17 protein-coding genes are annotated in these 15,243 nt (G+C 67.6%); 7 read left to right on the top strand and 10 right to left on the bottom strand.

The window, feature by feature from the left end; translation table 11 throughout:
* Positions 1-67: 67 nt before the first annotated feature.
* From ACZ5EF_RS02185 to ACZ5EF_RS02175, 3 genes are all read right to left on the bottom strand, one after another.
* On the bottom strand, positions 68-928 hold the full coding sequence (locus tag ACZ5EF_RS02185) for a PA4780 family RIO1-like protein kinase (RefSeq protein WP_346062690.1): 861 nt from the start codon (positions 926-928) through the stop codon (positions 68-70).
* Between the two features lie 18 nt (positions 929-946).
* A complete protein-coding gene (gene dbpA, locus ACZ5EF_RS02180; protein WP_346062691.1) occupies positions 947-2,359 on the bottom strand; it encodes an ATP-dependent RNA helicase DbpA in 1,413 nt (470 codons plus the stop codon).
* A gap of 114 nt (positions 2,360-2,473) precedes the next feature.
* Positions 2,474-3,340 (bottom strand): PhzF family phenazine biosynthesis protein, encoded by an 867-nt coding sequence (locus tag ACZ5EF_RS02175; protein ID WP_346062692.1) that lies wholly within the window; start codon positions 3,338-3,340, stop codon positions 2,474-2,476.
* 101 nt (positions 3,341-3,441) lie between these two features.
* Between ACZ5EF_RS02175 and ACZ5EF_RS02170 the strand changes: the two genes are divergently transcribed.
* From ACZ5EF_RS02170 to ACZ5EF_RS02160, 3 genes are all read left to right on the top strand, one after another.
* A complete protein-coding gene (locus tag ACZ5EF_RS02170; RefSeq protein ID WP_346062693.1) occupies positions 3,442-4,377 on the top strand; it encodes a LysR substrate-binding domain-containing protein in 936 nt (311 codons plus the stop codon).
* A 129-nt stretch (positions 4,378-4,506) separates the two neighbouring features.
* Positions 4,507-4,818 carry a hypothetical protein gene (locus ACZ5EF_RS02165; protein ID WP_346062694.1) on the top strand — a complete coding sequence of 104 codons (312 nt, stop codon included), beginning with the start codon at positions 4,507-4,509 and terminating at the stop codon, positions 4,816-4,818.
* 261 nt (positions 4,819-5,079) lie between these two features.
* Positions 5,080-5,460 carry a septal ring lytic transglycosylase RlpA family protein gene (locus ACZ5EF_RS02160; protein ID WP_346062695.1) on the top strand — a complete coding sequence of 127 codons (381 nt, stop codon included), beginning with the start codon at positions 5,080-5,082 and terminating at the stop codon, positions 5,458-5,460.
* A gap of 80 nt (positions 5,461-5,540) precedes the next feature.
* Here ACZ5EF_RS02160 and yghU read toward each other — a convergent pair whose 3' ends face one another.
* The gene (gene yghU / locus ACZ5EF_RS02155) at positions 5,541-6,416 is read right to left on the bottom strand and encodes a glutathione-dependent disulfide-bond oxidoreductase (protein WP_346062696.1); all 876 of its coding nucleotides are present in this window, start codon (positions 6,414-6,416) and stop codon (positions 5,541-5,543) included.
* Positions 6,417-6,528: 112 nt separating this feature from the next.
* Entirely contained in the window at positions 6,529-7,734 is a 1,206-nt protein-coding gene (locus ACZ5EF_RS02150) for a DNA glycosylase AlkZ-like family protein (protein WP_346062697.1), read from the bottom strand.
* Between the two features lie 309 nt (positions 7,735-8,043).
* On the opposite strand from ACZ5EF_RS02150, the gene ACZ5EF_RS02145 reads away from it, so the two are divergent.
* The gene (locus ACZ5EF_RS02145) at positions 8,044-8,250 is read left to right on the top strand and encodes a cold-shock protein (protein ID WP_346062698.1); all 207 of its coding nucleotides are present in this window, start codon (positions 8,044-8,046) and stop codon (positions 8,248-8,250) included.
* Between the two features lie 238 nt (positions 8,251-8,488).
* Here ACZ5EF_RS02145 and ACZ5EF_RS02140 read toward each other — a convergent pair whose 3' ends face one another.
* Positions 8,489-9,133 carry a LysE family translocator gene (locus tag ACZ5EF_RS02140; protein WP_346062699.1) on the bottom strand — a complete coding sequence of 215 codons (645 nt, stop codon included), beginning with the start codon at positions 9,131-9,133 and terminating at the stop codon, positions 8,489-8,491.
* A 309-nt stretch (positions 9,134-9,442) separates the two neighbouring features.
* The gene (locus ACZ5EF_RS02135) at positions 9,443-9,865 is read right to left on the bottom strand and encodes a DUF6789 family protein (protein ID WP_379729456.1); all 423 of its coding nucleotides are present in this window, start codon (positions 9,863-9,865) and stop codon (positions 9,443-9,445) included.
* A gap of 375 nt (positions 9,866-10,240) precedes the next feature.
* Here ACZ5EF_RS02135 and ACZ5EF_RS02130 point away from each other — a divergent pair, with 375 nt between their 5' ends.
* On the top strand, positions 10,241-10,711 hold the full coding sequence (locus ACZ5EF_RS02130) for a hypothetical protein (protein ID WP_346062701.1): 471 nt from the start codon (positions 10,241-10,243) through the stop codon (positions 10,709-10,711).
* Positions 10,712-10,855: 144 nt separating this feature from the next.
* Here the strand turns inward: ACZ5EF_RS02130 and ACZ5EF_RS02125 are convergent, their stop codons facing one another.
* Positions 10,856-11,407 (bottom strand): cytochrome P460 family protein, encoded by a 552-nt coding sequence (locus ACZ5EF_RS02125; RefSeq protein ID WP_346062702.1) that lies wholly within the window; start codon positions 11,405-11,407, stop codon positions 10,856-10,858.
* Between the two features lie 123 nt (positions 11,408-11,530).
* Between ACZ5EF_RS02125 and ACZ5EF_RS02120 the strand changes: the two genes are divergently transcribed.
* Positions 11,531-12,373 carry an AraC family transcriptional regulator gene (locus ACZ5EF_RS02120; protein WP_346062703.1) on the top strand — a complete coding sequence of 281 codons (843 nt, stop codon included), beginning with the start codon at positions 11,531-11,533 and terminating at the stop codon, positions 12,371-12,373.
* A gap of 18 nt (positions 12,374-12,391) precedes the next feature.
* Here the strand turns inward: ACZ5EF_RS02120 and ACZ5EF_RS02115 are convergent, their stop codons facing one another.
* A complete protein-coding gene (locus ACZ5EF_RS02115; protein WP_346062704.1) occupies positions 12,392-13,375 on the bottom strand; it encodes an aldo/keto reductase in 984 nt (327 codons plus the stop codon).
* 46 nt (positions 13,376-13,421) lie between these two features.
* Here ACZ5EF_RS02115 and ACZ5EF_RS02110 point away from each other — a divergent pair, with 46 nt between their 5' ends.
* A complete protein-coding gene (locus tag ACZ5EF_RS02110; RefSeq protein ID WP_346062705.1) occupies positions 13,422-14,363 on the top strand; it encodes a LysR family transcriptional regulator in 942 nt (313 codons plus the stop codon).
* 8 nt (positions 14,364-14,371) lie between these two features.
* On the opposite strand, the gene ACZ5EF_RS02105 is transcribed toward ACZ5EF_RS02110, so the two are convergent.
* The gene (locus tag ACZ5EF_RS02105; RefSeq protein WP_346062706.1) at positions 14,372-15,037 is read right to left on the bottom strand and encodes an MBL fold metallo-hydrolase; all 666 of its coding nucleotides are present in this window, start codon (positions 15,035-15,037) and stop codon (positions 14,372-14,374) included.
* Between the last annotated feature and the right edge of the window lie 206 nt (positions 15,038-15,243).

Genomic DNA, 15,243 nt, shown 5'->3' with positions numbered 1-15,243 from the left:
TCCGAGCAAGGCGCAGGGAGTGGGGCAGGATCAAGCAAAGCTTGCGCAGGAAGCCCGGCCGCTGGCCTCAGGCGTCGTCGGCGTCCCGCTCGACCAGGGCGGCCAGGCGCTCGGCCTCCTCCTCCCGGGCATCGTCGATCACCGCCAGCAGGTCATCGACATCGACGCCCTGGGACGATTCCTCGAAGGTGCCGCTCAGGGGCGAGTCGGGATGCAGCTCGCCGGCCTCATAAAGGGCCCAGATCTCGCGACCATAGTCGCTCGCCAACAGCTCCGGGGCGAAGCGCCCGAAGTAGCCGCGCATGGTGTCCACGTCGCGGCGCAGCAGCATGCCGGCGCTGTTGTTGCCCGCCGCATCCACCGCCTGGGGCAGGTCGATGATCACCGGCCCTTCCGCATCGAGCAGCACATTGAACTCGGAGAGGTCGCCATGCACCAGGCCGGCGCACAGCATGCGCACCACCTCGCGCATCACCCGGGCGTGGTAGTCGCGGGCCTGGTCGGCCTCGAGCACCACGTCATCCAGGCGTGGCGCCACCAGTCCCTCGGCGTCGGCGATGCGCTCCATCAGCAGCACCCCATCGACGAAGCCATGGGGCCGGGGCACCCGCACGCCGGCCTCGGCCAGGCGATAGAGGGCATCCACCTCGGCATTCAGCCAGGCCTGCTCCTGCTCCTTCTGGCCATAGCGGGTCTTCTTGGCCATGGCCCGGCTGCGCCGGCTGTTGCGGTCCTTGCGGCCCTCCTGATACTGCACCGCCTGCTTGAAGCTGCGCTGCCTGGCCTCCTTGAAGACCTTGGCGCAGCGCAGCTCGCCGCCGGCGCGCACCACATAGACCTGGGCTTCCTTGCCACTCATCAGCTGGCTCTCGACCGATTCGATCAGGCCATCGTCCAGCAGGGGTTGTAAGCGTTTGGGGACTTTCATGGCACCTGTTCGATCGGTTCAGCGGCTGACGCGGCGCACGCGAACGCTGCGCCCCTTGAGTTTGTCCCCCTCGAGCTTGGCCAGGGCCGGCTTGGCCACCTCGCGGCGCACCGCCACATAGGCGCTGTTCTGCATGACCTTGATCTTGCCCACCTGATCGCCGGCGATGCCACCCTCGCCGGTGAGGGCGCCGAGGATGTCGCCGGGGCGCAGCTTCTGCTTCTTGCCGCTGCCGAGTTGCAGGGTGGCCATGGCGGGCACCAGGGGGGCGGTGTCGCGGGGGCTGGGCAGCGGCTCGGTATCGAGGACCTCGCCGAGGAAGTCGGCGAGGCGCTCCAGGCGGTAGGCCTCCGCCTCGGCCACCAGGGTGCAGGCCACCCCGGAACCGCCGGCCCGGCCGGTACGCCCCACCCGGTGCACATGCACCGCCAGGTCCCGGGCGAGCTGGTAATTGAAGACCGCGTCCAGGGCCTCGATATCCAGGCCCCGGGCCGCCACATCGGTGGCCACCAGGATCGACACGCTCTTGTTGGCGAACAGCACCAGCAGGCGGTCCCGGTCGCGCTGCTCCAGGTCGCCATGCAGGGCCAGGGCACTGAAGCCTTCGCGGTTCAGGGCCTCGGCCAGCTCCTGAGTCTCGCGCTTGGTGTTGCAGAACACCACGCTGGACTCGGGGCGATGATGGCGCAGCAGGCGGCACAGGGCCGGCAGGCGGGCCGCCTCGTCGGCGACCCGGTGAAAATGCTGGCGAATGCTGGTCTCGTCGTGGGTCTCGGTCAATGCCACCTCGAGCGGGTCACGCAGCAACGCCGCGGCGATGGGGCGTAGCGCCTCGGCCCCCGCCCCCTGCAGGCCGGTGGCGCTGAACAGCAGCGTCTGGCGGCTGGCCGGGGTGGCGGCGACGATGGCCTCCAGGGTGGCCTGGAAGCCCATGTCCAGCATGCGATCCGCCTCGTCCAGCACCAGGCTGGCGAGCCCGCCCAGGTCGAGGCTGCCCTTGCGCAGATGCTCCTCCACCCGCCCCGGGGTGCCGACCACGATATGCGCCCCATGGGCCAGGGAGGCCAGCTGGGGCCCGAAGGGCGCGCCGCCGCACAGGGTCAGCACCTTCACATTGGCCAGGGTGCGCGCCAGGCGGCGCAGCTCGCCGGCCACCTGATCGGCCAGCTCCCGGGTGGGACAGAGCACCAGGGCCTGGACCCGGAAGCTATCGCGCTCGAGCCGCGACAACAGGCCCAGGCCGAAGGCCGCGGTCTTGCCGGAACCGGTCTTGGCCTGGGCGATCAGGTCGCGCCCGGCCAGGGTCGCCGGCAGGCTGGCGGCCTGGATCGGCGTCATGGCGTGATAGCCCAGGGAATCCAGGTTGGCCAACAGTTCCGGCGCCAGAGGCAAGGCGGAGAAGGCCCCGGCGTGAGCGGCGGCATCGGACATGGTAGAGGGGTCCTGCGAGATGGAGAGGAGAGAGGGCCAGCAACGAGCCTGGCGCCCAAGGGCGCCAAGCCTAGCAGAAAACGCGGCGAAATACCGCTAACGTGATACGAACGGTCAGGGCAGGAGGAGCTCCTTGGGCTTCGGCGTCTCCAGCGAGACCGCCGTGCCGCTGACCCGAATGCCCCCCCGCTCGGGCAGGACCACCTCCAGGCGGCTCGGCTGGCCCATCGACTCGCCCTGGAGGATCGTCAGCCGCGCCGGCGCCGCGATCAAGCCGGCATCACGCAGGTAGCCGCCGAGGGCCGCCGCCGCGGCGCCGGTGGCCGGGTCCTCCACCACCCCACCCACCGGGAAGGGGTTGCGTGCATGGAAGACGCCCTCGGCGTCGCGCCAGATCAGTGGCAGGGTGGTCAGCCCCTCCCGGGTCATCAATGCCTTGAGCGCCTCGAAGTCGTAGTCCAGCCGCGCCAGGCGATCGTGGCTGGCCGCCGCCAGCACCAGGTGCCAGACCCCGGCATAGGCCAGCACCGGCGGCAACTCAGGGTCCAGTTCCTCGGCCCCCCAGCCCAGGCAGGCCAGGATCTCGGCGACCAGGGCCGCCGGCGCCGGACGCTGTTGCGGCGCCACCGACACCAGGGTGGCCCACCAGGACTCGCCTTGTCGGCTAACCTCCAGCGGCACCTCGCCTATGGCGGTCTCCAGCCGGTAGGTGCCCGGGCCATGCAGGCGCCCCAGCACCACCCCGGCGGCCACGCTGGCATGCCCGCAGAAGTCGATCTCCTTGGCGGGGCTGTAATAGCGCACCCGATAGCGCCCCTCCCCGAGGGGGGCCAGGAAGATGGTCTCGGAATAGCCCACCTCGGCGGCGAGCTCCTGCATGGTGGCGGCCGGGGGCAATGTCTCGCCTAGCCAGACCCCGGCCGGGTTGCCGCCCCGGGGGTCCTGGGTGAAGGCGGCGAGGCGATAGAGGCGCTCGGTCATGGGGCACTCCCGTGTCGTGATAGAGGAGGTTCCCATTCTCGCGTTAGCTGGTTTAATGACAACGGACGTTTTTTCACCCCTAGGCTTAGCAAGGCTAACTCATGCACCCTCGACGCCTCCCCCTGGCCACCCTCAACGCCTTCGAGACGGCGGCCCGCCTGGGCAGCTTCCGCACCGCCGCCGAGGAGCTGCACGTCACCCCCGCCGCGGTCAGCCATCGCATCAAGGCGCTGGAGGCCGAGCTGGGCGTACGCCTCTTCGAGCGCCGCGCCCGGGGCGTGGCCCTGACCCGCGCCGGGGAACGCTACCGGGAGCGCATCGCCGAGGCCTTCGCGCTGATCGAACAGGCCACCGCCGAGCTCGGCCGGCCGCCCATCGATGGTCCCCTGAGGGTCTCGGCGCCCCAGTCATTCACCCGCCACTGCCTGCTGCCGCGCCTCGGCGACCTGCTGCAACGCCATCCGGGGCTGCGCCTCGACCTGCTGGGCGCCGACCGCCTGGTCGACCTGCACCGCGGCGAGGCCGACCTGGCGATCCGCTTCGGCGGCGGTCACTACCCCGGCCTGCAAGCCGACTACCTGCTAGGCGATGCCATCACCGTGGTGGGACCGGCGGAGGCCGCCGGCGACTGGCGACGGCGGCGCTTTATCAAGGACGGCGGCGCCACCGCCACCGAGCCCTGGAGCCATTGGCGCCCCTGGTGGCATGCCGAAGGCCTCCACGACACCGATGACCTGCCCCGGCTGCGGGTCTCCGACGCCGGCCTGGCCCTGGCCGCCTGCCAGCAAGGCCTGGGACTCTGCCTGACGCGTTTCACGGTGGCCCAGCAGACGCTGGGCCAGGGCAGCCTATGCCCCCTGCGTCCCTGGCGCCGCACCGAGTTCGCCTACTACCTGGTCGGCCTGCCCGGGGTAATGGCGAGCCCCCGGGCGACCGCCTTCCGCGACTGGCTGCGGGACAGCCTCGCTCCCCTGGAGCAGGAGCTGCAGGCGACCCTGAGCGGTCCCGCCGGGCGCTCGACGCATCGCCCGGAGTGAGTCCCCGCTTCGCCGCCAGCCCAGCGCTTCCCTTATGGCTGCTAGCCTGTATGATGGAACGGCAAGCGATTTTCAGCGGAGATACCAAGACGAGCGATCATTCTTTCCAAGCCAATACCGGAGGTTGACATGAAGGTCTACAAACCTGAATGGCGATGCACCTTTAGCGTAAACGACGGCGTGGAAGAATCAGCCAACTGGACAACCCGTTTCGCCTGGTCATTGCGACGCTTCGCCGACCGGCTCGAGGGACGGGGCCGCACCCTCAAGATCGACTACGATGTCGCCCCCGCGGTGAGCCGCCAGGAGGTGGATACCTGCCTGGGCAAGGGCTTCGAGTTGACCCAGGGCCTACTCACCCAGCTCGCCCACCAGGCCGCCTGCGAGGCGGTGATGCGCGACGCCAAGGCGGAACTCTACGAAGAAGAGCCTCGCCGCTGACCCGAAGCCCCGGCCTCGCGCCGGGGCTTCGCTATCCACGGGCCGCCGACACACCTCCCCGGATCAGCCACCCGCTGACCGGCCCCTTCCCCACCAGGGAATCGGATTAATTTAGCATTTTGCGGTCTTTTGCGCCCAACGTCGCCCATCTTCGCAAAGACTTGCCGCCCCTGGCCTGGCCGGTTACTATCCGCTAGCCCCTTGGCCCTCATCGCCTCGAATGATGCGATATCCGCGACATGAGACCCCTGAGGTAATCCCATGGGAAATCGACCCAAGTTTCTGCTGCTTGCCGCCCTGCTAGGGCTACTGACGTTAGGCCCGATCGCTACCGCCCAGGCCCACGAAGTCGCCCCCCAGCGTGGCGTCGCCTCCTTCTACAGCGACCGCTTCCAGGGCGCCACCACCGCCAGTGGTGACACCTTCGACCAGCAGGCCCTCACCGCCGCCCACCCCAACCTGCCCTTCGGCACCCGGGTGCTGGTGACGCGCCGCGATACCGGCCAGGAGGTGGAGGTCACCATCAATGATCGCGGCCCCTTCGTGGCGGGCCGTATCATCGACCTCTCCAAGCGCGCCGCCCGGGAGCTGGGCATGCTGCGCCGTGGCACCGCACCGGTGATGATCACCCAGGTCGACTAGGGGCGCGTCGATATCGCCGCCTTATCACGCATGATGCCCGCCTTTCGGCGGGCATCATGCGTTTCGGTCACGAAAACCGCTCACTCCACGCTTTCGCGCTTGTCCTCGGTGCGGGTCTCGAAATCACTGGCATCGTGGCGCTCGTGGAGCTGCATGGCCGGATCGCCGAAGGTGCGGTTGACCATGCGCCCGCGGCGCACCGCCGGCCGCGCGTCGATCGCCCTGGCCCAGCGCTGCACATGGGCGTACTCCTGCACCTGCAGGAACTCGCCGGCATCGTATTGCCGCCCCAGGGCCAGTTGGCCATACCAGGCCCAGTTGGCGATATCGGCGATGGTGTAGTCATCGCCGGCCAGATAGGGCGTCTCGGCCAGGCGCCGATCCAGCACGTCCAGTTGACGCTTGGCCTCCATGGCGTAGCGGTCGATGGCGTACTCGATCTTCTCCGGCGCATAGGCGTAGAAATGGCCGAAGCCGCCGCCCAGGAAGGGCGCGCTGCCCATCTGCCAGAACAGCCAGTTGAGGGTCTCGGTGCGCTTCGCCAGGCTGCCCGGCAGGAATTCACCGAAGCGCTCGGCCAGGTAGAGCAGGATGGCGCCGGACTCGAAGACCCGGATCGGCTCGGCCGGGCCATGGTCGACCAGTGCCGGGATCTTGGAGTTGGGGTTGATCTCGACGAAGCCGCTGCCGAACTGGTCGCCGTCGCCGATGCGGATCAGCCAGGCATCGTACTCGGCGTCCTGATAGCCCAGCGCCAGCAACTCCTCCAGCATCACCGTCACCTTGACCCCATTCGGCGTGCCCATCGAGTAGAGCTGGAAGGGGTGCTTGCCCACCGGCAGCGCCTGGTCGTGGGTCGGCCCGGCGATGGGGCGATTGATGCTGGCGAAGGTGCCGCCGCTGGCCTTCTCCCAGGTCCACACCTTCGGGGGTACGTATCCGCTCTCTTGGCTCATCTCGCCTCCTCACGGGGAACTCCGATCCCGCGCCGGGGGCGGCACGGGGCGATCTCTTTAGTCTGACAAACGATAGCCTGTTAAGGTTTCCTCCGCGAATCCACCCGCCGGTTTATCGGGCCGCCCGCTGCCAGGCGCGCCTCGCCTCGCGCCCGAGGCCCCTGGGCAGGACGACACGGGTGGCGCCGAGGTAATCGAGAAACTCACCGGCGGCCCGCTGCAGCGCCTCGGCCAGGCCTTCGGGCAGCCTGGCGGGATGGATATCGGCTTCCCAGTGCCAGGCGAGGAGGCTCAGGGTGCCCTGCTGGCACTTGGCATCGAAGCGGGCGACGAAGCGCTCGCCCCACAGCACCGGCAGCACATAGTATCCCCAGCGCCGCTGGGCCTGGGGCTTGTAGACCTCCCAGACGTAATCGAAGCCGAAGAGCCGGGCGACGCCGCCGCGGTCCCAGATCAGCGGATCCAGCGGGGCGAGGAAGCGCATGCCCCCGGGACCGGCCGGGCCGGGGGCCGCGTCCAGCGCTGCGAGGGCCGCGGGCGTGGTCCAGTAGCGGGTGCCTTCCACGTCGAGGTCGATCAACTCCCCGCGGGCCATGGCCCGGGCGGCGATGCGATCCCGCTCGGCGCGCGGACAGGGCAGCAACCAGACGGCGGCATCGGCGGAGGGACGCAGCAGGCCGGCGGCCTGCACGCGGCGCACCACCAACCGTTGCAGGGCATCGTCTGGCGTGGCGTCCGCCACCCTCGCCCCCGGGGGCAGCACGCGCTCGGGCAGGTCATAGGCATGGCGACCGCCCACGCGATGGTGGGTCATCAAGTGTCCGGCGTCCCATAACGCCTTGAGCAGATGCCGCGAGCGCTTGGGACCGTACCAGCTGCCGCGCAAGGCGGGGTCGGCCCGTTGATCGCCGAGCTCGAGGCTGGTGGCGGGGCCATGGCGGGCCACCTGCTCGATCAGGGCACGGGCCTCCGGGGCAGCGACGTCCACGCCACGCTGCCGCCAGCGCCGGGCGAACCAGCGATGAAACGGCGCCTGGGCCCACCACTCCCCGGGCTGGATCAGGCTGGCCTGCTTGTCCCAGCCATCGACCAGCAGCCGTCGGGCATAGGCCGCCTGCAGCCAGTCGCCCCGCCGGTAGCCGGGCACCCGGGCCTGCAGGACCAGGTCCGGGTTGGTGCCGACCGGCGCCAGGGGATCGAACTGAATGGTCCCCAGGCGACGGATGACGGTCGCCAACGGCGCCGGCTGGAAGTGATAGCGCACCAGCAGGCGGCGGGCGTCGGCGCGAGTCAGGGTAAAGCCTTGTTGGGCGGTCATCGGCACTCCTGGTTCCGAGGCATTCCCGACACCACCGTCAGGAATCTAGCTGCTATTCGACAGACGATGGCCTGTTAAGGCTTCATTGGCTAAGCCGCCACGCCAGGGCATCGATAAAATAAAAAACTAAATCCTTTGACCCACACCGCCAAGCATGACACTGTGGTCGAAGTTGGTTAGCAAGTAAGCATAGTTCCAGAAGCATTCGAATTCTTTCGGCAGCCTGTAATTGTATTCCTTGTTTTACCCGCTACTCATCTGGGTAACACCAGGATTTATTGCAAAGCGCTTGGCGCGAGAGGATTTATTATGACGACTGGTACAGTCAAGTGGTTCAATGATTCGAAGGGTTTTGGCTTTATCGCTCCGGCTGACGGCGGTGACGACGTTTTTGCCCACTTCTCCGAGATTCAGTCCGAAGGCTTCAAAACCCTGGAAGAAGGTCAAAGTGTCTCTTTTGACGTGACTCAGGGCCAGAAAGGCCTGCAGGCTTCGAACATCAAGACACTCGCCTGACCTAAGGGTCTTACGAGTTCTCGAACCCCATGGGGTTCGATATCAGGGTCCGCCTAGGCGGGCCCTGATGCGTTGTGTTTATCCATCAATTCGGCAACAAGCGCCACCAGTCAATATGAACTGAACGCACCGGCGCCCAGAGACTCGTTTGCCGCAGTGCCCAGGCCCTCCCTGCCTCGCCCACAGGCCACTCATGCCCGGGATCAGGGTGACATAGACACTCCATGACCCTCCTTCGTCAGGTGGCACGTGAACTCATCGCCAGCTTGACGCCCAGGCCGACGAACAAGGCCCCCAGCCCACGCTCGCACCACAGGCCCAGGCGCGAACTACCACGCCATGCCGTGGCCAGGCGCGCGCCCGCCAGCACCAGGGGCGGCTCGACGATGGCGGCGACCGCGATGATCAGCAGGCCATGCAGTGCCAGCTGCAGGCTGACCGGCCCGGCACCGGGCACGACGAATTGCGGCAGGAAGGCCAGGAAGAAGATCGCCACCTTGGGGTTGAGCAGCGAGATCAGGATCCCCTGACGATAGATATCGCGCCGACGCGGCACGGCCGCCGAGGGGGCAAGGGCACCGCCGTCTGCGGAACGTGCCAGCAGGGCCTGAATCCCCAGCCACACCAAGTAGGCCGCGCCGACCCACTTGACGATGGAGAAGGCCAGGGCGGAGGTCGCGAGGATCGCCGACAACCCCAGCGCCGCCATGGCGACATGCACCACCGCCCCGCTCCATGCACCGAGCATGGCGGCAAAGCCACCGCCTTTACCATGGCGCGCCGTCTGCCCGAGAATAAAGGCCATATCCGGCCCGGGAGAGAGGTTCAGCAGCACCGCTGCCGTCGCGAAGACCGTCCAGTGAGCCAGGGAATACTCGAACATCGTCCTGTCCTGCGAAGGTGAAAGAGGCGTCTCGCCAGACTATGACTGCCCCGGGAGAAAGTCCATGCTTCCGAGCAGCCAGGGACAACACGGCTCTCCCCTCGATTCCCTCCATTCAGAGGACGACAGGCGCTCCTAGGTTTTTACGAAAAGTCGGCGAGCGATAGCCAGACAAGGCAAAAATCGGCGAAAAGACGGACCGGGCTCGCGTGCGAGTTTACGCGGTGTAAATGAGTACTTTGATCGGACTCGCGCACGAGCCGATTTTTAACGCCGTATGGGCGAGCGCAGACAGTTTTCGTACAGAACCTAGCATACGCCTCGCAACCGGGCATACATACTACCGATCACCAGTCCGAACACGACATGCGCCAGCAGGGTGGACAGGGGCGCCACCAGCCCGAAGCCCATGCCGAACAGGCCGGAGCCCGCCATGGGAAAGACCGTGACCATTACCACCAGCCAGGCGACCACGCCAAATAGCAGGCCGCGCCGCGCGTCGCCGCCTCCCGGCAGGTAGGGGATCAGCAGCCCGAAGAGCAGGCCCCAGATGAGGGTCCCCACCGAGAAATGGATGGCCCAGGCCACCAGTCGGATGTCCGGCGTGCCAAGCAGGTCCTGCGCGGCCAGGTTCATGATCTCGATAGGGTCGTACCAGGGGATGATGCCCGCCGACAAGCGCAGAACCATGATCATCGAGATGACCAGGGTGGCCACGAAACCGGCCAACATCCCCCTTACCAGGCGACATCCCATGATGCACCTCCCGGTGCAGCAACTATGCCTTGCAGTATAGGCCGTTCATCCACGGGCCTGGCCATGTCCCGCACGCCCCTGTCTCCATAAGGCGACTCCCGACCACCGTCTTATCAGCGCCCCTCCCGGGGCTTGCCTCCATGGCGTTGCCTCCCGGCGACGCTTTCCTCGGCCGAGGGCGCGCAGCGAGCGCCGAACAGGCATCGAAATCATTGGTAACCAGCTGATTCAAAGACACTAAATAAAGAAACGGCACGGTCTTGGCTAGGAGAAAGGCGGGACGACATCCGCTATGACGAGCGAAGTCCCGCCCCCACCCGCCCCAGCCGGGGCAAGTGAGAAGGAAACGCCATGAGACTCAAAATATTGGCCGCCGGCATGACGCTGGCCATCGCAGGACTCGTTACCTCCGCCGTCCAGGCCGATCTCTCCGTCGGCGTCTCGACGGAGACCCGGGCCGACACTGGCCTGTCGAGCCTCGACACCGGCACGAAAGCGGGCGTGGCAGTCGGCGCTGGCGGATCCGCCCAGGCCGGCGCCCAAGGCGAGACCCATCAGCGCAGCGAACTCGCTGGCGACGGCCGGGCGGATGCCGGAGTCCGCATCGAGCAGGAGAGCCAGGCCGGCCTCGACACGGCCCGGGACTCGGTGAGCCGCGCCGGTAACGAGGCCGCGACCAAGGCTCGCGGGCAGGCCCAATCGGCCCTGGATGGAGCGACCGATGCCCTCGAGTCCGGCCGGGAGACCGGTGAGGCGTGGATCCAGGAGGAAGCCGCCATCGAGGCCGAAGGCTCCGCCGGCGTCACCACCGAGGCACACTGACGGCACGCGGTTCGACGCTCCCCCGGCTTAAGAGCCTCGCCGAGGCAGCCGGGGGAAGAAACGCACTCTCCGCTCGATGCTACCGCCCGGGCCGGGTGGCTGGGTGCTGGGTGCCACTTGCCACCACACCCGGTCATCCCCACCTCATCTCAGCGTCGGGTAGCCCTCGACGAACACCCAATCGGTCTGCTGCGCCGGGGTGTGGCAGCCCATACAGGTGTTCTCAAAGCTCTCGGACACATTCACCTCCGGCTCGTCGGCGGTGAAGAGCGCCCAGCCCCAGCCCTGGCCCCAATGGGGGCCATCGAAGCGGCCTTGGCCGTCCCTGACCATCACGAACCAGACCCGCGGCTCGCCGGCCCAGAGCGCCGGTCCGGTGGTCTTCTCGCCGGACTCGATACCGCGAATCTCCTTGACGAGGACGGTGCCATCGGCGAACTCGCCGCTCTCCCGGTAGGCCCGGGCGGCTTCGGGCTGGGTGTAGACGTCGTGAAAACCGGCGCCCGGGGCTTCGGCATCATCGACCACCCAGCTCCCCAGATGCACCCAGTTGGACCGGACATCCGTCGGTCGTGAGATGTTGCCCTCGCTATCCACATGATCCCGGAAGGTCGTCGTCGCCAAGTCGGCGGCGAACACCGGGGCGATGGTCAATGTCAGCAGTGCTGCCAGGCCGACAGCATGGCTCGTCGTCATGACCGTGCTCCTCTTTCGTGGTGTGGCCCTGATGTGGTTTCGATCACCTCGACTTGGTAGTGTAGGACGAGATATGGACGATTGGATTCCATGTGTCCTTATGATGCGTCCAGGAGTCTCATAGTGGACCGACTCGCCGCCCTGCTCGCCAACTTCCACCTCGCTGCCAGCGTGTTTCATGCCGGAGCCTTGTGCCATGACACCCGCCATCCGGCGGAGGCAGGCACCGGCTATGTCCACATCTTGAGCCGGGGCACGGCGTACCTGGCGTTGGCGGACGGCCCGGCACGACGCTTCGATGCGCCGCTCCTGGTCCTGCTTACCGCCGCCGACGCGCACCGGTTCGGGCCGGACCCCCAGGGGGCAGAAACCCTGTGTGGATCGTTCCGTTTCGGCGCCGGCACCAGCGGCCCGATCTACCGCGCCCTGCCATCGCTGCTGGTGATTCCACTGGACAGGCTGACCGGCATGTCCGGATTGCTGGAGATGATGCTGGCCGAGATGCGGGAGGAACGTTGTGGCCGGCAGGCGGCCCTGGACCGACTGAGTGAACTGCTGATCATTCGATTGCTGCGCTACCTGATGGATTCCGGCGAAGTGGACTCCGGGCTGTTGGCGGGCATGGCACATCCCAAGCTGGCCAAGGCGTTGATCGCCATGCACGACCGGCCGGCCACCAACTGGTCCCTGACCACCCTGGCCACCGAGGCCGGCATGTCCCGTGCCCGCTTCGCCAGCGTGTTCCACGGCACCATCGGCCAGCCCCCTGCCGAATACCTGACCCATTACCGACTCAGCCTGGCCAAGACCATGCTGTGGGATGGCGTGCCACTGGACGCCATCGCCGGTCGGGTGGGCTACGGCAGCCCCTCGGCCCTGGCCAAGATGTTCCGTCGTCATACCGGCCTCTCGCCGTTGCAATGGCGCAGACACGCTGGCGGGAGGGACGGTCCCGCTCTCGCCTGAGCGCTGCGCGCGATCGGCTTATGCGTTCACCCCCTTCATGCCCTCCGGGGTATAGCGTTCGCCCACCACCGGCAGGCGTGCAGTCGCCGCTTCGAGCCGCTGCCGCTCCTCCGCACTCAGCGTGATCTGCGCCGCCGCCGCATTCTCCTCGAGATAGCGCCGTTGCTTGGTGCCGGGGATCGGCACGATGTCTGGCCCCTTGGACAAGAGCCAGGCCAGCGAGAGCTGCGCCGGGCTGCAGCCCTTCTTTGCGGCCATCTCGGCGATCACGTCGGCGATCCGGCGGTTGGTGTCGATCGCCCCTTCCGCGAAGCGCGGCAGGTGGCGACGGAAGTCACCGTCGCCGAACTCCGCCGCCTCCTGAAAGCGTCCCGTCAGGAACCCGCGGCCGAGCGGCGAATAGGGCACGAAGCCGATGCCCAGCTCGCGACAGGTGGGCAGCACCTCTCGCTCCACGTCGCGCGTCCAGAGCGAGTATTCGGTCTGCACCGCCGTGATCGGATGCACCGCATGGGCGCGGCGCAGCGTGTCGGCGCTGACCTCACACAGGCCGAGGCGGGCGATCTTGCCAGCCTCGACCAGCCTCGCCAGCCCGTCGATCGTCTCTTCGATGGGCCGCTCGGGATCGATGCGATGGACGTAGTAGAGGTCGATCCGCTCCACGCCGAGGCGGCGCAACGAGGCCTCGCAGGCCTGGCGCGCATAGTCGGCGCCGTTGTCCAGGCGACGCTCGTATTCGCCGGGGTTGCGCACGATACCGAACTTGGTCGCGATGCGAACCGGCGCCTTATGGCGGGCCAGGAAGCGACCGATCAGCGCTTCGTTGTGGTGCGGCCCGTACATGTCCGCCGTATCGAAGAAGTCGATGCCAAGCTCGACGGCCCGCGCGAGAACGCGCAGCGATTCGTCGTCATCGCGGGGGCCGTAGAACTCGCTCATCCCCATGCAACCCAACCCGATGGGGGAGACCGAGAGGTCGGTGCCAAGCGTTCGTTTTTCCATTAGTGCCTCCTTGAGTCCTCGGACGGCAGCGTGACAGAATCCAAAAATGGAAAAAACGGACGATACTGGCAAAGAGATTTCCGATATCGGAAATCATGGGGCGCGAGGGCTGGTCTGGGACGACACCCGCGCCTTCCTCGCCGTGGCCCGCCACGGCACGCTAAGTGGCGCGGCGGCGGCGCTCAACCTGGGCATCGCGACGCTCTCGCGGCGCATCGAACGCCTCGAGGCCGCCCTGAGGCTGCCGCTCTTTATCCGCCAGCAATCGGGCTACCAACTGACCGAGGATGGTGCCGACCTGATCGAGAAGGCCGAAGCGCTGGAGTCCGCCGCCCAGGCCTTCACCTCGGGCGCCGCCACTCAGGCGCAGATGACCGGCAAGGTGCGCCTGGCCACGGCCGAGAACCTGGCCACCGGGCTGATACTGCCGGCGCTTGCGGATTTTCGTGCCCAGTACCCCGAGTTGTCGGTTGAGATCGTGACCGATATCTCGACCGCCAATCTGCATCGCCGTGATGCCGATCTCGCGGTGCGGATGGTCAAGCCCGAACGGGGTAACGTCACGCTGCGCCGCCTCGGCACCCTGGGATACGGGCTTTACGGCAGCCCCGGCTATGCGGCACGGCGCGCGGCCAGCCCCGACCCGGGCGACTATGCCACGGACGCCTTTATCACCTGGAGCGAGATGCAGTCGCACCTGCCCGCCGCGCAATGGGTCGAGCGGATCCTGCGCGGGCGCCAGCCGGCGCTGACCACGACCTCGCTCGCGGCACAGGTGGCGGCCGCCAAGGCGGGGCTCGGGCTGGCGGTGCTGCCGCATTTCATCGCCCGGGATGCCGGCCTGGCCTGCGTCGCCTCGGACATCGGCGTCGAGCAGCCGATCTACCTCGTCCTCCAGTCCGACCTGGCGCGATCGCGCCGCATCCGCGCCCTGGCCGACTTCCTGAGCGACCTGGTGATCCGCAATCGTACGCGGCTGAGCGGCTGAGTCGCGCCCTAGATGCCCGACTCCCGACCGGGATCGCGCAGCTCGGCGAGGGCCCGTTCGACCAGCCCGGGCCACTCGCCCGGCGCGAGCGTCTGGTAGCCGCTCTCGCCGGCGAAGGCGCTGGAGAAGATAACGTCCGGCTGCAGGGGCTTGAGCAGGCCGAGGCTCTCGATCAGCTCCCGGCGATCCTCGGCCGTGCTGTGGCCGGGGATAAAGCCGGCGTGCCATAGGCCGCCCTCGCCACGATAGAGGGTGTCGCCGGTGAACAGGTAGCGCCTGCCGTGGGGCGAGGTGACCAGGAAGCAGGTGCTGCCGGGGCTATGGCCCGGCACGGGAATCGCCTCGATGCCCTCGAGCAGCAGCCCGCGCCGCTCGAAGAGCAGCTCCGGCTCGCGTACCCGGGCGAAGTCCTCGCGCTCGGCCCGGTGGCCGCCCAGGGTCGCGCCGAAGCGCTCGTGGATGACGTTCAGGCTCTCGCCCAGCTCGTCACGATGGCTCAGGAACTGGTAGACCACCCCACCCAGTTCCGCCATCCGCTCGAGCTCGTGGCGATGGCCAGTGTTGTAGAAGAGCACGTTGCCCGCCTCTCGCACGAGCAGGTAGGCGTGAGTGGAGAGCCCCGGAAAGGGGTGCTCGACTTCGGTCTCCCAGACGTCGGGCTGTACGCGTCGCATGCTTACCTCCGGTGATGGCTGGTTCAGCGTCACCCGGAGCCTAGGACCTCGACCTTACTTGAGGTCAAGTCGCCGTTCGCCTCCGCTCCGACACTCGCCCCGTGCCCAATAACACCGGGTACCGCATGGCCATGGGCTGCCCGATCACGGCTGGCGGCGATATCGAGATTCCCGCCTGATCGGCGCCATCCTCACGGGCGCGGGAA

The organism is Bisbaumannia salifodinae, from assembly GCF_055388505.1.
Note: the sequence above shows the minus strand (reverse complement) of the source record. Positions and strands in the feature narration are given on the sequence as shown.